This window comes from Crenobacter sp. CS_VA4, assembly GCF_055597485.1.
The window spans coordinates 1-20,309 of sequence record NZ_JBVMAE010000010.1 but is presented as its reverse complement, the minus strand read 5'-3'; the positions used below and the strand labels follow the sequence as shown (position 1 = coordinate 20,309).

16 protein-coding genes and 1 pseudogene are annotated in these 20,309 nt (G+C 62.4%); 10 read left to right on the top strand and 7 right to left on the bottom strand.

What is annotated here, in order from left to right; genetic code table 11:
- Position 1: 1 nt before the first annotated feature.
- The 3 genes and pseudogenes from ACZ2IA_RS11115 to ACZ2IA_RS11105 form a co-directional block, all read left to right on the top strand.
- Positions 2 to 1,474 (top strand): ATP-binding protein, encoded by a 1,473-nt coding sequence (locus ACZ2IA_RS11115; RefSeq protein ID WP_470292646.1) that lies wholly within the window; start codon positions 2 to 4, stop codon positions 1,472 to 1,474.
- A complete protein-coding gene (locus ACZ2IA_RS11110; RefSeq protein WP_470292645.1) occupies positions 1,420 to 3,360 on the top strand; it encodes a TnsD family Tn7-like transposition protein in 1,941 nt (646 codons plus the stop codon). The genes ACZ2IA_RS11115 and ACZ2IA_RS11110 overlap by 55 nt, the downstream gene beginning before the upstream one ends.
- Before the next feature lie 435 nt (positions 3,361 to 3,795).
- A pseudogene (locus ACZ2IA_RS11105) lies at positions 3,796 to 4,122 on the top strand (IS5/IS1182 family transposase); the annotation flags it as partial.
- Here ACZ2IA_RS11105 and ACZ2IA_RS11100 read toward each other — a convergent pair.
- The 6 genes from ACZ2IA_RS11100 to ACZ2IA_RS11075 all read right to left on the bottom strand — a co-directional run bounded on the left by ACZ2IA_RS11100 (position 4,092) and on the right by ACZ2IA_RS11075 (position 10,066).
- Complete coding sequence (locus ACZ2IA_RS11100) at positions 4,092 to 4,322, bottom strand: PrpF domain-containing protein (RefSeq protein ID WP_470292801.1); 231 nt, start codon at positions 4,320 to 4,322, stop codon at positions 4,092 to 4,094. The pseudogene ACZ2IA_RS11105 and the gene ACZ2IA_RS11100 overlap by 31 nt on opposite strands.
- Positions 4,323 to 4,524: 202 nt before the next feature.
- Complete coding sequence (locus tag ACZ2IA_RS11095; RefSeq protein WP_470292644.1) at positions 4,525 to 5,817, bottom strand: MFS transporter; 1,293 nt, start codon at positions 5,815 to 5,817, stop codon at positions 4,525 to 4,527.
- On the bottom strand, positions 5,814 to 7,163 hold the full coding sequence (locus tag ACZ2IA_RS11090; protein ID WP_470292643.1) for a class-II fumarase/aspartase family protein: 1,350 nt from the start codon (positions 7,161 to 7,163) through the stop codon (positions 5,814 to 5,816). The genes ACZ2IA_RS11095 and ACZ2IA_RS11090 overlap by 4 nt, the downstream gene beginning before the upstream one ends.
- 47 nt (positions 7,164 to 7,210) lie before the next feature.
- Positions 7,211 to 8,023, bottom strand: coding sequence for an HpcH/HpaI aldolase/citrate lyase family protein (locus ACZ2IA_RS11085; protein ID WP_470292642.1), 813 nt, complete (start codon positions 8,021 to 8,023; stop codon positions 7,211 to 7,213).
- A 2-nt stretch (positions 8,024 to 8,025) separates the two neighbouring features.
- On the bottom strand, positions 8,026 to 9,207 hold the full coding sequence (locus ACZ2IA_RS11080) for a CaiB/BaiF CoA transferase family protein (RefSeq protein ID WP_470292641.1): 1,182 nt from the start codon (positions 9,205 to 9,207) through the stop codon (positions 8,026 to 8,028).
- Between the two features lie 10 nt (positions 9,208 to 9,217).
- Entirely contained in the window at positions 9,218 to 10,066 is an 849-nt protein-coding gene (locus ACZ2IA_RS11075) for an HTD2 family dehydratase (RefSeq protein ID WP_470292640.1), read from the bottom strand.
- A gap of 318 nt (positions 10,067 to 10,384) precedes the next feature.
- On the opposite strand from ACZ2IA_RS11075, the gene ACZ2IA_RS11070 reads away from it, so the two are divergent.
- A complete protein-coding gene (locus tag ACZ2IA_RS11070; protein ID WP_470292800.1) occupies positions 10,385 to 11,137 on the top strand; it encodes a LysR substrate-binding domain-containing protein in 753 nt (250 codons plus the stop codon).
- A gap of 744 nt (positions 11,138 to 11,881) precedes the next feature.
- Here ACZ2IA_RS11070 and ACZ2IA_RS11065 read toward each other — a convergent pair.
- Positions 11,882 to 12,898 (bottom strand): LysR family transcriptional regulator, encoded by a 1,017-nt coding sequence (locus ACZ2IA_RS11065; RefSeq protein WP_470292639.1) that lies wholly within the window; start codon positions 12,896 to 12,898, stop codon positions 11,882 to 11,884.
- Between ACZ2IA_RS11065 and ACZ2IA_RS11060 the strand changes: the two genes are divergently transcribed.
- The 6 genes from ACZ2IA_RS11060 to ACZ2IA_RS11035 all read left to right on the top strand — a co-directional run.
- The gene (locus ACZ2IA_RS11060) at positions 12,885 to 13,982 is read left to right on the top strand and encodes a 4-oxalomesaconate tautomerase (RefSeq protein WP_470292638.1); all 1,098 of its coding nucleotides are present in this window, start codon (positions 12,885 to 12,887) and stop codon (positions 13,980 to 13,982) included. The two genes, ACZ2IA_RS11065 and ACZ2IA_RS11060, sit on opposite strands and share 14 nt — an antisense overlap.
- A gap of 33 nt (positions 13,983 to 14,015) precedes the next feature.
- Positions 14,016 to 15,353, top strand: a complete 1,338-nt coding sequence (locus tag ACZ2IA_RS11055; RefSeq protein WP_470292637.1) for a dicarboxylate/amino acid:cation symporter — start codon at positions 14,016 to 14,018, stop codon at positions 15,351 to 15,353.
- 184 nt (positions 15,354 to 15,537) lie between these two features.
- Complete coding sequence (locus ACZ2IA_RS11050; protein WP_470292636.1) at positions 15,538 to 16,677, top strand: porin; 1,140 nt, start codon at positions 15,538 to 15,540, stop codon at positions 16,675 to 16,677.
- Between the two features lie 82 nt (positions 16,678 to 16,759).
- On the top strand, positions 16,760 to 18,388 hold the full coding sequence (locus ACZ2IA_RS11045; RefSeq protein WP_470292635.1) for a methyl-accepting chemotaxis protein: 1,629 nt from the start codon (positions 16,760 to 16,762) through the stop codon (positions 18,386 to 18,388).
- A gap of 60 nt (positions 18,389 to 18,448) precedes the next feature.
- Positions 18,449 to 19,291: a LysR substrate-binding domain-containing protein gene (locus ACZ2IA_RS11040; protein WP_470292634.1), complete on the top strand. Its 843-nt coding sequence runs from the start codon at positions 18,449 to 18,451 to the stop codon at positions 19,289 to 19,291.
- 209 nt (positions 19,292 to 19,500) lie between these two features.
- A partial coding sequence (locus tag ACZ2IA_RS11035) for a transposase (protein WP_470292633.1) occupies positions 19,501 to 20,309 on the top strand: 809 nt, incomplete at its 3' end.

Genomic DNA, 20,309 nt, shown 5'->3' with positions numbered 1-20,309 from the left:
CATGGATGACGCCTTGGTGGTGCGAGCGAATTATTGCGAGTCGCAGGTGCCCGATTATCGGGGGAACCCGCTGATCGAAGCCTTGCCTCCAATCCTCTCCGAGGAGGCCGCCGGCGCGGCCATCGCCCGTTTCCCCGAAGTGCCTGGCGACGATGAGCGGCGCCTGCCCAATGCGGAACGTCTCCATTGCATCGACCGGCTCAGAGGTTTGGTGCAGCCCTTGCCGATCCATCTGGAACTCGAGAGCATCGTATCCGTGCTGCTGCGGAGCGGTTATGTGGGGCGCAATCCCATGCATGCCGAAACCTGGCGGCATCTTTATTCGCTGTCGACCGACTACCAACCCGCTCCCGGCTTCAAGTCGACCGCGTCCACGTTCAGTCTTGTGGGCCACAGCGGCATCGGCAAGTCGACAGCGCTGGAGTCGATCTTGCGGCTGTATCCACAAACCATCCGGCATCAGCGCTACCGCGATCAGGCCTTTGTTCACACTCAGATCACGTGGTTGAAATTGGACTGCCCGCACGATGGTTCGTTGTCAGGACTCTGTCGTACTTTTTTCCGTGCGGTGGACAAGGCCATCGGGCAGGAACGCTATAGCCGCCATGGCGGGCTCCGAGGGATCCCGGACATGATCCAGCGCATGGAGCAGGTGGCGAGTACCTATTTCGTCGGCGGCTTGTTCATCGACGAACTGCAGCATCTCAAGGCCGCCAAGACCGGTGGCAAGGAGAACATGCTCAATTTCTTTGTTAGCCTGCTCAATCAGATCGGCATTCCCGTGGCGTTCATTGGCACCTATTCCATGCTCGGGCTCTTTGCGGACGTCATGCGTAACGCCCGTCGAGCCTGTGGCATGGGCAATTACCCGTTCGTTGAGCCGGCGGCGGATGATCCGTTTTGGGGGATTCTGTTGGAGGCGTTGTGGCCGTATCAATGGATAAAACAGCCCGGCCCGTTGACGCCCGAAATCTCCGCCGAATTGTACGACCTGACCCAAGGTATCACCGATTTTCTGGTGAAGCTGATGATCCTGGGGCAGCGCCACGCGATTCAAACGGGTCGGGAGGTGCTCTCCGCCCCGGGTTTTCGCGAGGTCTTTGATACGAGAATGCAGTTGCTCAAACCTGCGATCGACGCGTTGCGCAGCAAGGATCCCGAACGCATGGCGCAGTTCGAGGATCTGCTCCCGACCAAGGAGCAAATGGAGGCGATGATGGCCTGGAATTTGCCGTCGAGCACCTTGGGCCGGAGACTGGCCCTCTTGTCGCATTTGGCTCCTGCCACCCAACCCGCTTCGACATCTGTCGCCGAGCCTTCACCGGCCCCGGCTCGGGAAAGCTCAACACACCGGTTACATTCCGAGTCCTATGCGTACTTGCAGGCCGAAGATCCGGTCGCGGCACTCCAACAGGCGGGATGGCTGGTGCAAGATGCATTCGAATTTTCGGGCGCCTACCGTACGGCGGGTTAGGGGGCTGCGACATGCCGTTGCGGCCGGATTTCTGCCCAGCACCTTGCCCCGACGAGTCGTTGTATAGCCTAGTCAGCCGCTATCACCGCCTCACGGGCCACACCGACTGCCGCGAAACGCTTCACGAGTTGTTCGGCACGCACACTCATGTGATGGCCAGTGTACTGCCGACGGGGCTGGGGGCAGTGCAGCAAGCCTTGTTACCCGCCTGGTCGCAAAGGGCCATCGTCGATGCCCTGACGGTCTTTCCCTATTTCCGCCCCTTCCTGGCTCCGGAACAAGCTGGTCGCGCCTATGACTATCTCGTGGGACAAGGGCAGGGAGCCATCAAGACCTTGCTGGGGCTCGTGGCCAGCCTGATCGGCGCGGCGAATTTGTTTCGTTTCTGCCCGGTCTGCGTTGCCGAAGATCGTCGCGACTACGGCCAAGCGTACTGGCACCGAAGCCACCAATTGCCGGGCGTATGGCTCTGCCCCCGCCACGACGTGCCGCTATTCGACCTGTCCGCCGCGTGGGTTGTGAGCCAGCGCCATCAGCTGTTCCTACCTGACGATCAAACCGTCGTGACGCAAGCTTCCCCTTTACTTGTCACGACACAGCAGTTGGCCATCTTGTATCGCCTGGCCGTGCTGTGCGCCGGCGTGCTACAGGCCAATATTGCAACCTCGACAGAGGGGGGCGCTTGGCCGAGCTATCACCGACAGGTCGAGCAGCTTGGCTTGACCCTCCGCGGGGGCCGGCTCAATCGGTCTGAGATTCTGGCCCGCCTGCGCAGTCAGATCGCCACCTTGCCCTGTTCCCACGAATTTGCCTTTTTCCATCGAGCGCCAGCCGGGGAGGGGGGCTGGGCTTTGGTGCTGCTACATAAGCCGCGCCGGGCGCTGCATCCGCTCAAGCATCTGGTGCTGGCCGATTGCTTGGGGTTGGACTGCGCGGGTTTACTGAAAGGGCTTGACGGGCCAACGTACCGCCCCCCGAGGGTCTTGCTGTCCGAGATACCTTCACCGTCGATCTCGGCGCGAGATGCCCTGTTGATGGAGCTTCTGGGGACTAGGCGGTTGTCGTTGCGCCGTGTCGCTGCGGACATGGGGCTCAGCGTGACGACCCTGCGCCTTGAGGCGGCCCGGATCGGCTTGGTCATCGCGGTTCGCCCCAAGATACTCCACCCAGATCGAGTGGCAGCCCTGGTGCAGGATCTGGTCGGGGGCATGCCGTTGGCCAAGGCCGCGGCAGCGCATCGGGTGTCGCTGGCGAGCGTTTATCGCGTGTTACGACTGCAGCCGGATGCCGCCGCACAACGCGAGCGGCTCCTGCGGACACGTGAATGTGAAGCCCGCCGCCTGCGTTTGCTTCAGGACATCCGCTCGATGCCACTCAGACAGAGCCCTGAGTACGTATGGCTGTATCGCAACGATCGAGCGTGGCTTGGGGAACAGGTGGCTAGGGCAGGGCCGCGGCCGCGTGTCGCTGCGCCGCGCGTGGACTGGTGCACGCGAGATCGGGCGCTGGCTGCACGGGTACTGGAGTGGGCGCGGGTACAGTCCGATGAAGGCGGTCCGCCGCGCTGGATAACGCGAGCGCGCGTCGGCCGGGAGTTGCATATCTCGGCCTGGCTGGAGCATACGCTGGAACGGCTGCCGATGACGGGAAGGACTGTCCTGCGCGTGATTGAGACACGGGCACAGTTCCAGTGCCGTAAGTTGTGCTGGGCACGTGATCGGCTACGTGAGCTGGGGTTGCCCGTTGTTCGCTGGCGGTTGCTTCGTCTGGCGGGGATCCGTGTCTTCGCAGATTCCAGTGTCTGGCAGTTTGTTCAAGAGCTGAGTGCAGATTCCGGCGAATCTGGCCAGCTGTGCCGGTGGTATCTGTCCAGTTACGCCTTCTAGGGCTGGCCCTGGCCAGAAGTTTGCTTAGGTCCGTGAACGCCCCCGCCACTCGCGTGCAGGCGGCATAGCAGACTCCTCCAAGTGACCGTTCCTCGGCCATAGCGGTCCTCCACACGATCGGCCTTGAGCGTCTGCTCAAGGTTGCTCACCAGTCATTACCCTTCCCATGATGATGGATGCCTGCTTCTACGAGTACTTCCGCCCCAAAGCAGAAACAGCCAGCTTAGAAAAGCAGACATACAAGAACGTGAGAACTCAGACCGCGGGGCCGTCGCGCCCGCAGCGGCGGTGCAGGCCGCAATGCCATATTGGTGCTAAATGGCGCGGACGTTCGAGCGTCAGGTTGCCGAACCGCAGGTGCGTGCGGCAGTGCTGAACCACTTCACGTAGCTCGGCACGCCGCAAACGGTACGGATGGGATAAGTACGTCTGGGGTTGGCGGCGATGGACACCGCCGATCGTACCCAGCCTGAGGTGGCTGAAGCCAAGACAGTTCGGCTCAAGGACAAGATCGAAATCCTGAAGCAGCAGATGCAGGCGCTCAAGGAGAGGGAGACGCGGCTGCGCGACGCGCCGGATGGCCAAATCTCCCTGACCGATCCGGATGCACGTTCCATGGCCACCAGTGGCCGTGGCACCGGTACCGTCGGGTACAACGTGCAGACGGCAGTCGACCACAAGCACCATCTGATCGTCGCGCACGAGGTAACCAATGTTGGCAATGATCGGGGTCAGCTATTCACGATGGCGCAGCAAGCGCGTACTCCACGTCGATGCCGGGCCGGTTCGATGGACCGACGATGACCAGCCTTACTGGTCAGACTGTCGCCGCCGCCGATGCCATCGACCTGGCGGATGTGCGGCGAGCCCATTGCCGCGAGCAGCAGGCGATCGCGCGCGGCGGGGTCCGCGGGCAGGTCGCTGGCCAGGAAGTACGGTCCTTTCGAGGTGCCGCCCCGCATTAGCAGGCAGGGGATTCGGGTGGTCATGGCTGGGCTCCGGTAAGCGTTCTCTGGAATATCCAGGACATTGTCCACTGCCGGCACGGCTTGTTGAAATGAAACAATGGGCCCAATTAGTGCCGAATTGGCATTACCAAAATCGCACCACTCGCCAGTTGCGGCGCGATAGCGCGACGCGACGCCGCCAACCCGCCCCTGCCGCTTAGCGGGCCACCGGGCGATCCCGCTGGGGAACGCCCAATTCGTTGTACAGGGCCCGGGTATGGCACTTCAGTTCGTCGAGGCGCCGGCCGAAGCTGATTGCGCTCAGCAGCAGCAATATGGCCATGCCGAGCAGCGTGGCTTCCGTCCCCAAGTGATCGGCGATCAGGCCGGCGACCAGCCCGCCGAGGGCAGCCATGCCCAGCACCGACGACGAAAACAGGGCCAGCACCCGGCCGCGCAGCTGTTCGGGAATGATGGTCTGCAGGACGCTGTTGGTGGCCGCGTTGCAGACGATCAGTCCGAAACCGACCGGAAACAGCAGGACGATGCCTAGCCAGAGCTGGCGGGTGCTGGCGAAGCCGACCAGGGCCAGGGCGGTGAGAAAGTTGCCGGCGGCGATGCTGCGGCTCAGGCCGCGCACCGAGGGCCGCGCAGCGAGGTGCATCGAGGCCGCCAAGGCGCCGCAGCCAGCGCTGCCGAGCAGCAGGCCGAGGGTATCGGCGCTGCCATGGAAGACGTTTCGGGCGAACACCGGCATCAGTGCGACATAGGGCGCGGCGAGGAAATTGAGCAGCGCAACCTGGACCAGCAGGGTGCGCACCGTGAAGGTGTTTCGGGCATAGCGGAATCCCTCGGCCAGCGCCGAAGCGAGGGGCGTGCTGACAGGCGCGATGGCGGCGACGCGAATCTGCGTGAGCGCCACGAGCACGGCGACGAAGGACAGGCCGTTGATGGCGAAGCAGGTGGTTTCCGACGTCAGGCCGACCAGCAGGCCGGCCACCGGCGGGCCGATGAAGCGGGTGGCGTTGAAGCTGAAGGTATTGAGGGCGATGGCGTTGGGCAGGTCGCCGCGCTGGTCCACCAACTGGTCAACCATCGAGTGACGCAGCGGCGCGTCGATGCTGTTCAGCAGGCCGAGGGCCGCGGCGGCAGCGACGATGTGCCAGAAGGCGATCCAGTGGCCCCAGGCCAGCACGGCGAGGATCGCCGCCTGGGCGAGCATCAGCGACTGCACGACGAACATCAGGCGGCGCCGGTCGGCGCGGTCGATCCAGACACCGGCGAAGGGGCCCACGAGCAGCTGCGGCGCCTGGCCGAGGAAGGCCACGGTGCCGAGCATCAGCGTCGAACCGGTGAGGCGATAGACCAGCCAGCTGAGCGCCACCTGCTGGATCCAGGTACCCATCAGCGAGACGCACTGGCCGGCGAAATAGAGCCGGAAATTGCGATGACGCAACGCCCGCCAGGGCGAGGCGGCGGACGCGCCGGCGGAGCGCGGTGCGTCGTTCATCGCGCCAGCCGGCCGAGCACCTTGTCCACCATCACGCCAGCCTGGCCCAGGTAATTGGCCGGGTCGCACAGTCGGGCCAGGGCCGCCCGGTCGAGATGGCTGTTGATTTCAGGATGTTCGCAAAGGATGTCGAGCAGCGGCCGGCGCGTCGCGATGGCCTGCCGGCACAGATCGTAGACCAGGTCATGGGCGTATTCGCGGCCGATGAAGGGGCCGAGGCCCATCATCACCGCCTCGGACATGACCAGGCCGTTGGTGAGGTCGATATTGGCGCGCATTTGTCCGGCGTCCACCTCGAGGCCCTCGAGCACAAAGCGGGTCTGCTTCAGCGCGCCGGCCAGCAGGCAGAAGGCTTCGGGCAGCGCGATCCACTCGATCTCCCAGGGGCCGGTGGAGCGCTCGTGGTCGGCGATCATCGCGTCCATCAGGGCCGCGGCGTGCTGGCGCACCACCGAGACGGCGGCGTGGATGTAGCAGCTGGAGATCGGATTGCGCTTCTGCGGCATGGTGCTGCTGGAACCGCGGCCCGGCGCGAAGGGTTCGTACACCTCGGCTACCTCGTGCTGCATCATCAGCTTGACGTCCATGGCGATCTTGCCCAAGGAGCCACCGACGATGCCGAGGAAGGCGCCGACCTCGGCGATGGTGTCGCGCACCGTATGCCAGGCGATGTCGGGCTGGGCCAGCCCCAGTTCCGCCATCAGGCCGGCCTGGGTCTCCATGGGGCCCTTTTCGATCGAGGCTAGGGTGCCGCAGGCGCCGCCGAATTCGCCCATCAGGACCCGTGGCCGCAGTTGCGCCAGCCTTTCGCGGTGGCGCTCGATACCGGCCAGGATGGCCGCGGCCTTGAAGCCGAAGGTGACCGGAATCGCCTGCTGCAGATTGCTGCGGCCGATCACCGGGGTGTCGCGGTAGCGGCGCGACAAATCGGCCAGGGCGGCGGAGATGGCGGTCAGTTCGGCATCGACGATGTCGAGGCCTTCACGAATTTGCAGCACCGTGGCGGTGTCAGTGATGTCCTGGGTGGTGGCGCCCCAGTGGCAGTATTCGCCGAGATTGTCGCGACACAGGGTGTTGAGCTGGGACACGACACCGAGCACCGGGTAGCCGATGCGCTCGGTCTGTTCGCGCAGCTTGTCCATGTCGATCTTGCCGATGTCGCAGTTGCGCACGATCTCCTCGGCGGCATCCTTGGGGATGATGCCGAGGTGGCCCTGGACGACGGCAAGGGCGCGTTCAATATCGAGGTACTTGGCGGTGCGATTCTCATCCGACCACACTTGACGCATCGCCTCGCTGCTAAAAATGTTGCGGAAGATGCTTGAGTCAATAATGCTGGCGGCCATGGTTGGTCTCCTGATGGGCTGGGGTTCGGGGATGTCGTCGGCGCTGTTCAATGCGGCGACCGTTCGAGGATGTGGCGGGCCTTCAGCAAAACCGGGCGATCAATCATCTTGCCGTCGAGTTGAGCGGCTCCCTGGCTCGCGTTCGCTGCCGCAATGACGCGGTGGGCCCATTCGATGTCGGCAGCCGACGGCTGCAGGGCAGCACGCACGGCGGCGACCTGCTTCGGGTGAATGCACAGCTTGGCGCCGAAGCCGAAGGCGCGGGCGAAGGCGAGATCGGCGAGCACCCTTGCCTCGTCGTCGAGGCTCGGCGTAACGCCGGCGATCGGCGACGCCAGATCGGCGCAGCGGGAGGCGATGGCGATGCGCGCGGCGGGATAGGCGAGGCCCCGCTCATCGCCGGATAGATCGAGATCGACGCCGTAGTCCAGCGTGCCGAAAGCCAGCCGCTGTACGCTGGCGGCCCCGGCAATCGCCTCGACGTGAGCGACGCCGCGGGCCGTCTCGATCAGCGGCAGCACCCGCCCCTCCGCCAACAGGGCGGCGGCAACCGCGGCAATTTGGCTCGCCGACTCCGTCTTTGGCAACATGGCGAGACCAACGCCGCAACTGGACAGCATCGCCAGGTCTGCTGCGAACCAGGGCGTGGCGGCATCGTTGATGCGCACCACGATGCGATCGCGGTCGATCTCCTGGCGATTCAGCCAGTGACTGATCTCGTCGCGGGCCCAGTCCTTGTCGGCCGGCGCCACCGCGTCCTCGAGGTCGAGGATCACGGCGTCGGCACCGGAGGCCAGGGCCTTCTCGAATCTCTCCGGGCGGTTGCCAGGGACGAACAGATAGGTGATCGGCAGGGCCATGATCAGATCACCTGCTCGCTACGCAACTCGGCGATGCGTTCGGCGGAATAACCGAGGCCGGAGAGGATCGCGTCGGTGTGTTCACCGAGGGCTGGGACCGGGTCCATCCGCGGCAGCCCCTGGGTCCAGGAGCCCGGCGGCAACAGCGAGGGTACCGGGCCGGCGGCGGTATCCACCTCCTGCCAGCGGCCGCGGGCACGCAGCTGCGGGTGTTCCCAGACATCGTGCATGTTGTTCACTCGGGCATTAGCGATCTGCGCCTCGTCGAGACGGGCTACCACCTGCTCAGCGGTCAGCGGCGCGAAGGCCTCGACGATGATGGCGCGCAACTCGTCGCGGGCGGTGCTGCGCTTGGAGTTGGAGGAAAAACGTTCTTCCTTGGCGAGCCCCGGCTGGCGCAGCACTTTGTCGCAGAACAGCGACCATTCGCGTTCGTTCTGCAGGCCCAGCATCACCACCTTACCGTCGCCGGCCGGGAACGGGCCGTAAGGGTAGATGGTGGCGTGGCTGGCACCGGTGCGCCGCGGCGGCGCGGCGCCGTCGATAGCGTAGTAAAGTGGATAGTTCATCCACTCGACGAGGGACTCCAGCATCGAGATATCGAGGTGCTGGCCGCGGCCGGTCTGCTGCCGCTGCAGCAGGGCCGCCAGAATGTTGCTGTAGGCGTACATGCCGGCCGAGATGTCGGCGATCGACGGGCCAGCCTTCGACGGCTCCTGCTCGGTGCCGGTCACCGAGAGGAAACCCGACTCGCTCTGAATAAGCAGGTCGTAGGCCTTCTTGTCGCGGTAGGGGCCGTCGTTGCCGTAACCGGAAATATCGCAGACGATGATTTCCGGCTTCAGCGCCGAGAGCGCCTCGTAGGAGAGGCCGAGGCGGGCCGCGGCGCCGGGCGCCAGGTTCTGCACGACGATGTCGGCCTGTTCGGTGATCAGGCGCTTGAGGATGGTCTGCGCTTCCGGGTGTTTGACGTCAAGGGTCAGACTTTCCTTGGAGCGGTTGGTCCACACGAAGTGGGAGGCCAGGCCGCGCACCCGCTCGTCGTAGCCGCGGGCGAAGTCGCCGACGCCGGGGCGTTCGACCTTGATGACGCGGGCGCCGAGGTCGGCCAGCTGGCGGGTGGCGAAGGGCGCAGCGATGGCGTGTTCGAGGGTGACGACGGTGATGCCTTGTAGGGGTCTCATGATCTCGTTCTCACTTGAGGACGGCGGTGGCGTCCATGGTCAGCCAACCCTCGTGGTCCTTGGCCCAGAGGTGGAAGGACTTGCCATCGGGCAGCGGCTCACAGCAGACAAAGAAGTGGTTGATGTCGAAAGTCGAGCGCACGGCGCGGAATTCGTAGCGGGCCACCTCGGCATCGGGACGGTGATGGCGAAGCAGGTCGAGCAGCAGCGTGGCGATCAGCGGGCCGTGCACGATCAGGCCCGGATAGCCCTCCACTTCGGTGACGTAGCGGCGGTCGTAGTGGATGCGGTGGCCGTTGAAGGTCAACGCCGAGTAGCGGAACAGCAGCACGTCGTCGGGCACCCACTTCTTCTCCCATTCGGCGCGCTCGGGGGCTGCCTTGGGCGGTGGGGCAACATCGTCGGGCCTGGCGGCTTCGCGGTACACGATGTCGTGGAATTCGGTGAGGGCGACATCGCGCTCACCGGCGCGGCGGATTTCGTGGCGGACCTTGACGAACACCAGGGGCCCGGTGCGGCCCGATTTCTCGGTGACGTCTTGGATCGTCGAAGTGCGGGCCAGGGCATCGCCGATGCGCAGCGGCTTGTGGAATTCGAACTGGCTGCCGGCCCACATGCGCCGCGGCAGCGGCACCGGCGGCAGGAAGCCTCCACGCTTGGCGTGGCCGTCGGCGCCGATCTCGGATTGGCGGTAGAGCGGCAGGAAATAGAGCCAGTGCCAGAGTGCCGGCAGGGACGCGCCGGCGGCGGGGCGCTCGGCCGGGCGGTCGAGGGTGGCGGAGAGGGCGGCATAGGGGGTGGCGGTGGCGGTGTCGGAAACGGTCTCGGACTTGCCGATCCAGTCGCTGAGGTTGCTCATGGGGGCTCTTGGTTAGTAATGAGTTCGCAGTGTGGGCAAGCCGCGGCCATTTGTGAAATGCAATAAATGATGTTATTGATTCCAAAAATGCATCAATTGAATCTGCCGGCGGGACTCCAGAGCAAGCAGCGGCAGGGATCGTAGGGCGGGAATGAAGTTCGATTTCGACGGCATCCAGGCGTTTGTGCTGATTGCCGAGATGGGCGGCTTCGGCCGGGCTGCGGACCAGTTCATGTCACACAGACCGCATTGACCCGGCGCTTACAGAAGCTGGAGACCTACCTCGGGGTCCGCCTGCTGGACCGGACCACGCGATCCGTGGAGCTGACAGTGGTGGGACGGGAGTTCCTGCCCCAGGCGCAGCGCATGGTGAGCGAGATGACGCTGGCGGTCAGCCACCTGAAGGACATCTCCCAGCTGACCAAGGGCAACATTACGATCGCCAGCATCCCGACCATGGCCAACTACAAGCTGCCGGTGGTCATTCGAAAGTATGCGGAGCGTTATCCGGGTAACCGCATTCTCGTCATCGATGCGTCGGCGCAGGAGGTGCGCGATGCCGTTTTGCGTGGGCAGGCGGAATTCGGCATCAACATCCAGCTCGACCGGCATCCCGACCTCGTCGAGCAACCGCTGCTGCAGGAACCCTTCGTGTTCTTCTGCCGTCAGGATCATCCTTTCTGCCAACGCCAGTCGGTGACCTGGAGCGATCTGCGGGAAGCCGAGCTGATCGTCATCAGCGGGCTGAGCGGCAACCGATTGCTGCTCGACTACCAATTGGCCAAGCGGCGAATCAATGTCTCGGGCGTCTATGAGGTGCAGCATCTGTCCACGGCGATCGGACTTGTCGCCGCCGGCGTTGGTACAGCGATTCTGCCATTCTCGACGATCGAGGAAGGGGGCAGCCCCGGGGTGGTCCGGATTCCCCTGGTCAGCCCGGTAGTCAAACGCGGCATTGCTCTCATCAAGCGTAAGGGGGCGACGCTCTCTCCTGCCGCCGATGTCTTTTACGGCATGCTGGCCGCTGAGCTAGAAGGAAAAGCCAGGCGATCGAAAGAACCCTTGGCATAGAGCATCTGGCTCAACGAGATCCGGCAATATTGCTAACGTCACCAAAAGTCCAGGATGACACGATGAAGCTAACGCCTATCGATGCGTTCTCCCTGCGCCTTGATGGGTTGCTTTCGGTCGCGGTAGGTCCAGGGCATTGCGTGACAGCGGACATCCGAATTTGCTGAGGCTACAGACTTTGTAGACAGCGGCCGAATGGCGGCCTAGGCCGGCGACTGGACCGACTGCCAACGCAGGCGAGCGACCGGTTCGGGATAAGTTACCCGGCGTTCGCGCCCAACGATTTTTCATGGCCGCTACGTCTCTTCATGGCCGAGAGCGCCAGTTCAACTATGGTGCCGTAAAGCGGTCACTGGCCCGGCAGGACTCCCAATGGCCGGTTTCGGATTCAATTGTCGAATACGTGCTCTCGGCCAGAAGCAGCCACTCAGCACTTGTCTCCCGACTGGCCGTAGCTCGGCCTTTGCAGACGGTCGCAGCGAATCCCGGTTGTTCATCAGTGAATGTCCGCTGTCAGCTTTCTCGAACGCGTACAACCGACCCGTTGCGTCCTTCGCGTCTCGTCGAAGCGGCCGTTCGCGAACCTCCCCCAACGGCCAAAAGCTGACGGTACCTGCCATAGGCAGCCAGTCACGCTTGTCTAGCAAACCCGGGGCGATTCACATACCTAAATCCGTCTGGGGTCTGTGCCTTCTCTGTCCCAAAGCTTTTAATGCGACAGAGCTTCGTCGGCTGTAGGAAGTTTCAATGTTTGTTCAGGTTTGAGAATTCATCAGCCAACATACTGTAGAAGGCCTCGCCGGCCGGGGATAGCGTGGTGTTGCGCCTGCGAATCAGGCCGATCGGGCGGTGAATCACCGGCTCCACCAGGGGGATGCGCCGCACGTGCGGATGCGCCTCCTCCTGAAAAATCGAGTTCGGCAGAATAGCGGTGCCCACGCCGTTGGTGACCAGGCCGTAAGCGGTGGCGATGTGCTGCACCTCGTAAAAGCCCTGAATCTTGAAACGCCAATTGGCGAGGTAGTAGTCCAGCAGCATGCGGTTGCCGCTCAGGCTGCTCACGGTGATCAGGTCGTGCTGCTTCAGATCCTGCCAGGCAATCTCCTTGCGCTCGGCCAGCGGGTGATCGTCGCGGCAGAACAGCATGAACGGATCTTCCATGATCAGTTGCTGCTCCAGGTCCGGGTGCTCGCCGATCAGGATGGTGATGCCGAATTCGGCGCGCATATTGAGCACAGCCTCACTGACCTCGCTGGCCGGCCAGTCCAGAATCCGCACCTTGTTGTTGGGGTACTCGGCGGCGTATTTGCGGATGATGGGCGGCAGGCTGTAGTAGGCCATGGTCGGGATGCAGCCGATGGTGACGTCGCCCTTGGCACGTAGCGACACGTCTTTGAGGTCGCTGACCGCGGCGGTCAGTTCGGCCACCAGCTTCTGCGCTTGCGGCAGAAAACCGCGCCCGATCACGGTGAGCCCCACGGTGCGCGTGGTGCGGTCCAGCAACCGCACGCCCAGTAGCGACTCCAGTTTTTGGATGCGCCGCGTCAGTGCGGTTTGGGTCAGATGTAGGAAATCCGCCGCTTTTTGGAAGCTGCCCAGCTCCGCCACCATCACGAACGCTTGAATCCCATCGAAATCTATTTTCATGATTAATTCGCAATAATAACGCCGATAGTTGCATTTAACTTTACTCCTAGCGTCCACCACAATCCAGCCCACAGATTCAACGAATGATGTGGAGCTGAAAATGTTGACCCCCATCCCCTGTCTTTTAATGCGCGGCGGCACCTCCAAGGGGCCGTTCTTTCTCGCCGACGATCTGCCGGCTGAACCAGCCCTGCGCAATGCGGTGTTGCTGTCGGTCATGGGTTCGCCGGACCTACGCCAGATCGACGGCATTGGCGGTGGCGATTCGCTCACCAGCAAAGTGGCGATCGTCAGCCGCTCGCAGCGCCCCGGCATCGATGTCGAGTATTTGTTTGCCCAGGTATCGGTCAGCCAGCGCTCGGTCGATACCAACCCCAACTGCGGCAACATGTTGTCCGGCGTCGGCCCGTTCGCGATCGAGCAAGGTCTGGTGCCGGCCTCCGACCCTGCCACTACCGTGCGCATTTTCAACGTCAACACCGGCAAGGTAATCGAGGCCTTGGTGCCGACACCGGATGGCGAGGTTACCTACGAAGGCGAAGTGCAGATCGACGGTGTTCCCGGTGGCGCGGCCGGCATTGTGCTCAATTTTCTGGATGCGGCCGGCGCTAAAACCGGCAAGCTGCTGCCCACTGGCAACGCACTGGATATGGTGCATGGCATCCCGGTTTCCTGTGTGGATTTCTCCACCCCGATCGTGCTGGTCGCAGCGGAAGACCTGGGTAAAACCGGCCATGAAAGCAAAGAAGAGCTGGATGCAGACCATGAACTGCTGTCAAGGCTGGAGCTGCTGCGCTTAGCCTCTGGGCAGCGCATGGGCCTAGGCGATGTCAGCCAGAGCGTCTTGCCGAAAATCGCACTGCTGGCTGCGCCGGCCAAAGGCGGCAGTATCAGCTCGCGTTATTTCGTGCCATGGAACTGCCACGCCGCGCATGCGGTTACCGGCGCCCTGTGTGTGGCCGCCGCCTGTCTGATTCCCGGCACGGTGGCGGCGCGTTTGGTGGTGCGTCACCCGGCTCAGCCTGACCGCATCTCGATTGAACACCCTTCCGGCAAGCTGGAAGCCCAGGTCGATTTGGAGCCCGGCCTGAATGGCGCGCCGCCCACTATCCATCGCGTTGGCATTGTGCGTACCGCACGGCCGTTGTTTTCCGGACAGGTGCTGATTCCTGGCGTCGTCTGGAAAAAACCTAATTAAATCAATAATAATTCATGTGCTGAGGAGAAAGTCATGAGATCCAAGCTGTTCAAATCCCTGTATGTGCAGGTTATCTGCGCAATCCTGCTCGGGATTGCTTTTGGCCACTATTTCCCCAGTGAAGGTGCCGCGCTGAAACCTTTGGGCGACGCCTTTATCAAGCTGGTCAAAATGATGATCACCCCGGTGGTGTTCTGCACCATCGTGCTCGGCATCACCAGCATGCCGAATTCCCGAGAAATCGGTAAAACGCTGCTCAAAGCAATGCTGCTGTTCTATGCGCTTACCCTGATTGCGCTGGCCACCGGCCTGGTCGCGGTGTACGTCATGCAGCCGGGCGTCGGTATGAACATCAACCCTGCACATCTGGACACCTCGGTGGCCGCTAAATTCCTGAAATCGGGTACCTCGAAGAGCTTTGTGGATTTCCTGCTGCACATCATCCCGAACTCCTTCTTCAGCGCGTTTACCGAGGGTGAAGTGTTGCCGGTGCTGCTGGTGGCGATTCTGACGGGTTTTGGTTTGAACCGTGTCGGCGTGTCCGGCGAGCCGGTGCTGAAGGCTATTGATTCGTTCTCGCATGTGATCTTCGCCGCCTTCGGCATGATGATGAAGCTAGCCCCGCTCGGTGCTTTCGGCGCGATGGCGTTCACGGTGGGCAAATACGGGGTGCAGTCGCTCAGCTCCTTGGGAATGCTGATCGCCACCTTCTATGTCGCATGTCTGTTCTTTGTATTCGTGGTGTTGGGCATCCTGGCGCGCGCCCATGGCTTTAGCCTGCTGAAGCTGATGCGTTATATCCGTGAAGAACTGCTGATCGTACTGGCCACCTCGTCCAGTGAACCAGCGCTGCCGCGCATGCTGCAAAAGCTAGAAAAACTCGGCTGCAAGAAGGGCGTAGTGGGGCTGGTGCTGCCTACCGGCTATTCGTTCAACCTGGATGGCACCGCCATCTACCTGACGCTGGCCTCGGTGTTCATTGCGCAGGCTTGCAACATCCATCTGTCGCTGGGCCAGGTTCTCACCTTGCTGTTCGTGATGTTGCTGACTTCCAAAGGTGCAGCCGGCGTCACTGGCAGCGGCTTCGTCGCCCTCGTGGCCACGCTGACCATCATGCCGGAGATCCCGGTGGCCGGTGTCGCATTGATCGTAGGTATCGACCGCTTCATGTCCGAAGCGCGCGCCCTGACCAGCCTGGTCAGCAACTCCGTCGCCACCGTGCTGGTCTCCAAGTGGGAAAACGCCTGCGATAACACCGTGCTGCAGGCCGAACTTAACCGCCAGTATGTGCCGGGTGAAGACATCCTGAAGGCGGAAGACGGGCAAGACGTGGTTGGCACCGTTCCAGTCAATAAGGCCAATGCAGGCTAGGCCATCTTGAGCACCCACCGACGGCTTGCGATGTGACCGCGGCCTAGTTGGGCAGACTCCCCAGTTTCAATTCCGAACGTTAAGCCAGAGAGCCCTTCACGCAGATCTTGCGTGCAGGGAAGCTGTACCCTGGATTTTTCCCGCTCATGCGGGCCGGGCTTTTTACAAACAAAGGAGAGAAGCCGTGCATAACTACAAAAAACTGACCATCGCAACCGCACTGGCCCTGTCGGCCACAGCACATGCCGATGTGACGATTTACGGCTTTGTGAGCGGAGGCATCGAATCGGCCAAGGCCACCGGCAACGGTAGCGCCGCCAAGGAATACAAGCGTACCACCCGTGTCGTGGACGATAGCTCCCGGATTGGCTTCAAAGGCAGCGAAGACCTGGGAAATGGCTTGAAAGCGCTCTGGCAGGTGGAAACCAGCCTGCGCAGTTTTGAGCAAGGTGGCGTGAATGACAAGGCGCAGAGCGCCAGCCTGGCCAGCCGCAATACGTTCGTCGGCCTGCAAGGCGTCAACTGGGGCACCGTGCAGCTCGGCTTCTACGACACCGCCTACAAGCGGTTGACCGAGGCTGGCATGAACATTCTGCCTAGCACCGTGGGCGATATGAACATCGGTGGCGCGGTGGTGTTCAATCGCCGCGCCACCCGCCTGGCCAATAGCGTGCACTACACCTCGCCGGTATGGAGCGGCATCCAGCTTGGCGCCTCCTACGGCGTGGACGAAGCGCGCCCCACCGCCAGCAATGGCACACGCCAGAACAATGACCGCCTCTCCGCCGCCGCCAACTACACCAACGGCGGGCTGCAACTGGGGCTGGGCTACGATCGGGAAGGCAACAAGCTCAACAGCGCCGCCAGCGCCGAAGGCCAGCAGAACATCAACGCTTACAAGCTGGCCGCTGCTTACACCATAGCCCGCACCGGCACCTATCTCGGCGCCGGTATCGAGCGGACGAACAGCCACACCAACGGCAGCGCCGACACCCATCAAAACGACTACCTGCTGGCCATGTCGCAGCCGCTTGGCCGCGCCTGGGCCTTAAAAGCGGCTTACGCGCAGCTGGGCAAGCTGGAAGGAGGGGCGGGCAACCCGGATGACTACAAAGCAAAGCAGTGGTTGCTGGCCGCGACTTACGATCTTTCCAAGCGCACCCAGCTGTTTGCTTACGGCAGCAAGATCAGCAATGGCAAAGCGCAAAACGCCAATTTCGGCGTTAACCCAATCTTCAGCACCGGCCTTGGCACCAGCGCTGCAGCGCTCGACAAGGGCAATGATCCGCAAGCATTCGGCTTGGGTATAAAAACTGCGTTCTAAGCTGACACTCCCAGTCAGTTTCTTCTTGGGGCGCCGGTGGCGCCCGTTTTTTTGCCTGGATTAAAGATCGGGATTGTGTGGTATGAAATTCTTTTCACAGTTGAAAATCGGGCAGCGGCTTGGCACCGGCTTTGCTGTCACCCTGATGCTGTCTCTGCTGATCACCGGCATCAGCCTGTGGCGCCTGCAAGTGATTGCGGCGGCAACCCAGAACATGATGCAGATCGCCTTGGTGAAGGAGCGGTTAGCGTCCGACTGGTACCGCAACATCAACGCCAGCATGCAGCGGGTGAGCGCCATTGCAAGAAGCACGGACCCCACACTCGGTGCGTTCTTCGCTGCTGATGCGACTGAAGCTTCACGGCAGGTCAATGCCATCGAACGAAAGCTGGCCGCCATGCCGCAAAACGCGGAAGAGCGGGCGCTGATCCAAGAAATCGGCGCGATGCGGCGAATTTACCTGGCGGACCGTGATGCGATTGCCGCCGCCAAGAAAGCCGGGCAGTGGCAGCTGGCCTCTCAGCGTTTCGAGCGCGATTTCATTCCGCATGCCAAGACGTTTACCGCGAAAACTCTCGCCTTGCAGGCTTATCAACGCGCCCGGATCGATGCAACGGCGCAAAGGATCGATGCTTTGTGCCGCGACAGCCAGAAACTGATGCTGCTGCTCGGCGGCCTGTCGCTGATCTTCGGCGTGCTGTGCGCCTGGCTGATTACGGTCGGTATTACCGGGCCCATGGGCGAGGCGGTCAGCGTGGCCCGCAGGGTGGCTAAGGGGGATCTCGCCGTGCCCGTCCAGGTGCGTGGAGGGGGAGAAACCGGCTGGCTCCTGCAGGCGCTCGAGGACATGCGGGACGATTTGGCCGCCGCCGTGCGCGCTGTCCGTGAAAAGTCCGATGAGACCACCCAGCTAGCGCAAGGCTTGGCTGTTACTGCCGGGCAGATGGCGGCAAGCTCCCGCGATCAAAGCCATAAGGCGGATTCCACGGCCGAAGCTGTCAGCCAGATATCCAGCAGCATCGATGCGATCGCTCTTCACGCCGCCGATGTTGAGCGCTTGTCGGTAGCCAGCGAGCAGCAATTGGATCAGGCCAATGCCAGCCTCAGAGGCTTGATGGAGGAGGTAAGTAATACCGAAACGGCGGTCAGTGACATCGCCCGTGTTGTGGAGGCGTTCGTCATTAGTGTGCGTGAAATTACCGCCATGACCAGCCAAGTGCGAGAGGTGGCCGAGCAGACCAACCTGCTCGCGCTCAATGCCGCCATCGAGGCGGCACGGGCAGGTGAGCAGGGGCGCGGTTTTGCGGTGGTGGCGGATGAAGTGCGCAAGCTGGCCGAGACCTCGGCCCAGTCGGCCAGCCGGATTGATCAGATCACCGCCACGCTGGCCCAGCAATCCTGGCAGGTGGAGGGTGCTATCGGTAGCGGGCAACAATCGCTGGTGTTCAGTCAGCGCCACTTAACCGAGGTTGCCGCCGGCATGGCGGCATCTAGCTGGGCTGCCGTCGAGGCGAAGGCAGGGATCGCGCAAGTCGTCGCTTTTATTGACGAGCAGACGCGTTGCAGCGCCAAAATCGCCCAAAGCGTCGAGCACTTTGCGCACACTGCCGACGAAAACCATGCAGCCATGGAGACGAGCTCGCAGTCGGTGCTGCAGATGCGTGCCATTGCCGACGGGCTGCGGGTAGCGGTGAACCGGTTCCACACTTGAGCTATCCAGAAGCGCCTGGCTGGGACGTAGCTTCACGCTACGCGTGTTAGGGGGCGTCAGATGGAACTCAGACAGTTGCGCTATTTCGTGAGCGTGGTCGAGCAGGGCAGCATGGGACGGGCCGCGCTCGAGCTCGGGGTGGGGACTTCTGCGCTGAGCCAGCAGATCAGCCGGCTCGAAGGGGAGCTCGCTACGCGTCTGCTGCAACGGACGTCGAGCGGGGTGGTGCCGATCGACGCCGGTCTGGCGTTCTGGCACCAGGCGCAAATGGCGATCCGCCATGCCGACGACGCGATGCGCGCCGCGCGCCTGGCACGGCTGAGCGCCTCAACCACGCTAGTCGATTTCGAGCGCGATGCGATCGACCTGGCGATCCGCTATTTCGATGGTAATGACCCGGAGCTTGAGTCAACGCTATTGTGCCGGGACGAAGCGCGACTGTACTGCAGCCCCGACTATGCCGCACGACTCTCGCTGGCGCATCCAGCCGATCTGGTTCGTGCCACATTGCTGCACTCCACGCTGCATCCACACTGGCCGGCGTGGTTGGGACGTTTCGGTGGACTCAGCGCCACGCAAGTCGCCGCGATTCCCGGCCTGCATTTTAACCAGACGCTACTGGCAATCGAGGCGGCCAAGTTGGGCCAGGGCGTCGTGCTGAGCAGCGCGCTGCTGATCGAGGAAGAGCTTAAACAAGGCCAGTTGATCGAGCCGTTCGCCTGTCGCCTTGCGCTTTCGCAGGCCTATTACCTTGTCCACCACCGCAAATCGGTGCTGCGTCCGGCGGCGCAAGCCCTCAAGACATGGTTGATCGAGAAGGAACGAGTCTGCTCGGCTGGCGGGGGGCACCTGCTTGATGAGTCGCTGGTTCCACTTTTCCGGACGGGTAAAGCCGTCGCCTGAGTGCATTCGGTTTACGGCTGCTCGACTGACGTTCGTCGTCACCGCGCGACAAGCCGCTCAGGGTCGTTAGCGGTAGTCCTTTAAGATCGAATGCAGACGCTCACCACCAGTAGCTCCGACACTGCACCGAGAGTCTGCTATGGCCGGAGGCTGTGTGAAAACGCTCCCCACCACTATGATGTCCGTAATGCCACGCCGGGGACTGGGCAATGACACGGTTTGTTCAGGGGGATAACCGGTCGCAGGCTGCATTGCTGCCTGCGCTGCTTGATGACTATGTCGGCGAAGACAACCCGGTTCGGATTGTTGATGCTTTTGTCGATCAGCTCGATCTGCGCGGGCTTGGCTTCACTGGGGTTGACCCTCAAGCCACCGGTCGTCCGGGGTATCACCCAGCTGTTCTGCTCAAGCTGTACATCTACGGTTACCTCAACCGGATTCAATCCAGTCGCCGCCTCGAACGAGAAACACAGCGAAACATCGAGCTGATGTGGCTGCTTGGGCGGCTCTCTCCCGACTTCAAGACGATTGCCGACTTTCGGCGCGACAACGGCCCGGGCATCCGCAATGTCTGCCGGCAGTTTGTCGTGCTGTGTCGGGAGCTGAATCTGTTCACTCAGGCTGTCGTCGCCATTGATGGCAGCAAGTTCAAGGCGGTGAATGCCCATGACCGCAACTTCACGCGTGGCAAACTGGAGAAGCGGATGCAGGAAATCGATCACTGCATCGAGCGCTATTTCTCTGAGATGGAAACAGCTGATCGCCAGCCGGCTGAAATCGCTGAAGCCAGGACAACTCGACTTAAGCAGAAAATAGCCACACTGAAAGCTCGACTCGAAAAGCTCAAGCACATCCAGCTGCAGTTGGAGCAGGAGCCTACAGGACAAATTTCGCTAACCGATCCGGATGCCCGAGCCATGGCCACCAGCACCAGCCGCGGGCTGGTCGGGTACAACGTTCAGACTGCCGTCGATACTCGACATCACCTCATCGTCGCCCACGAAGTGACCAACCATGG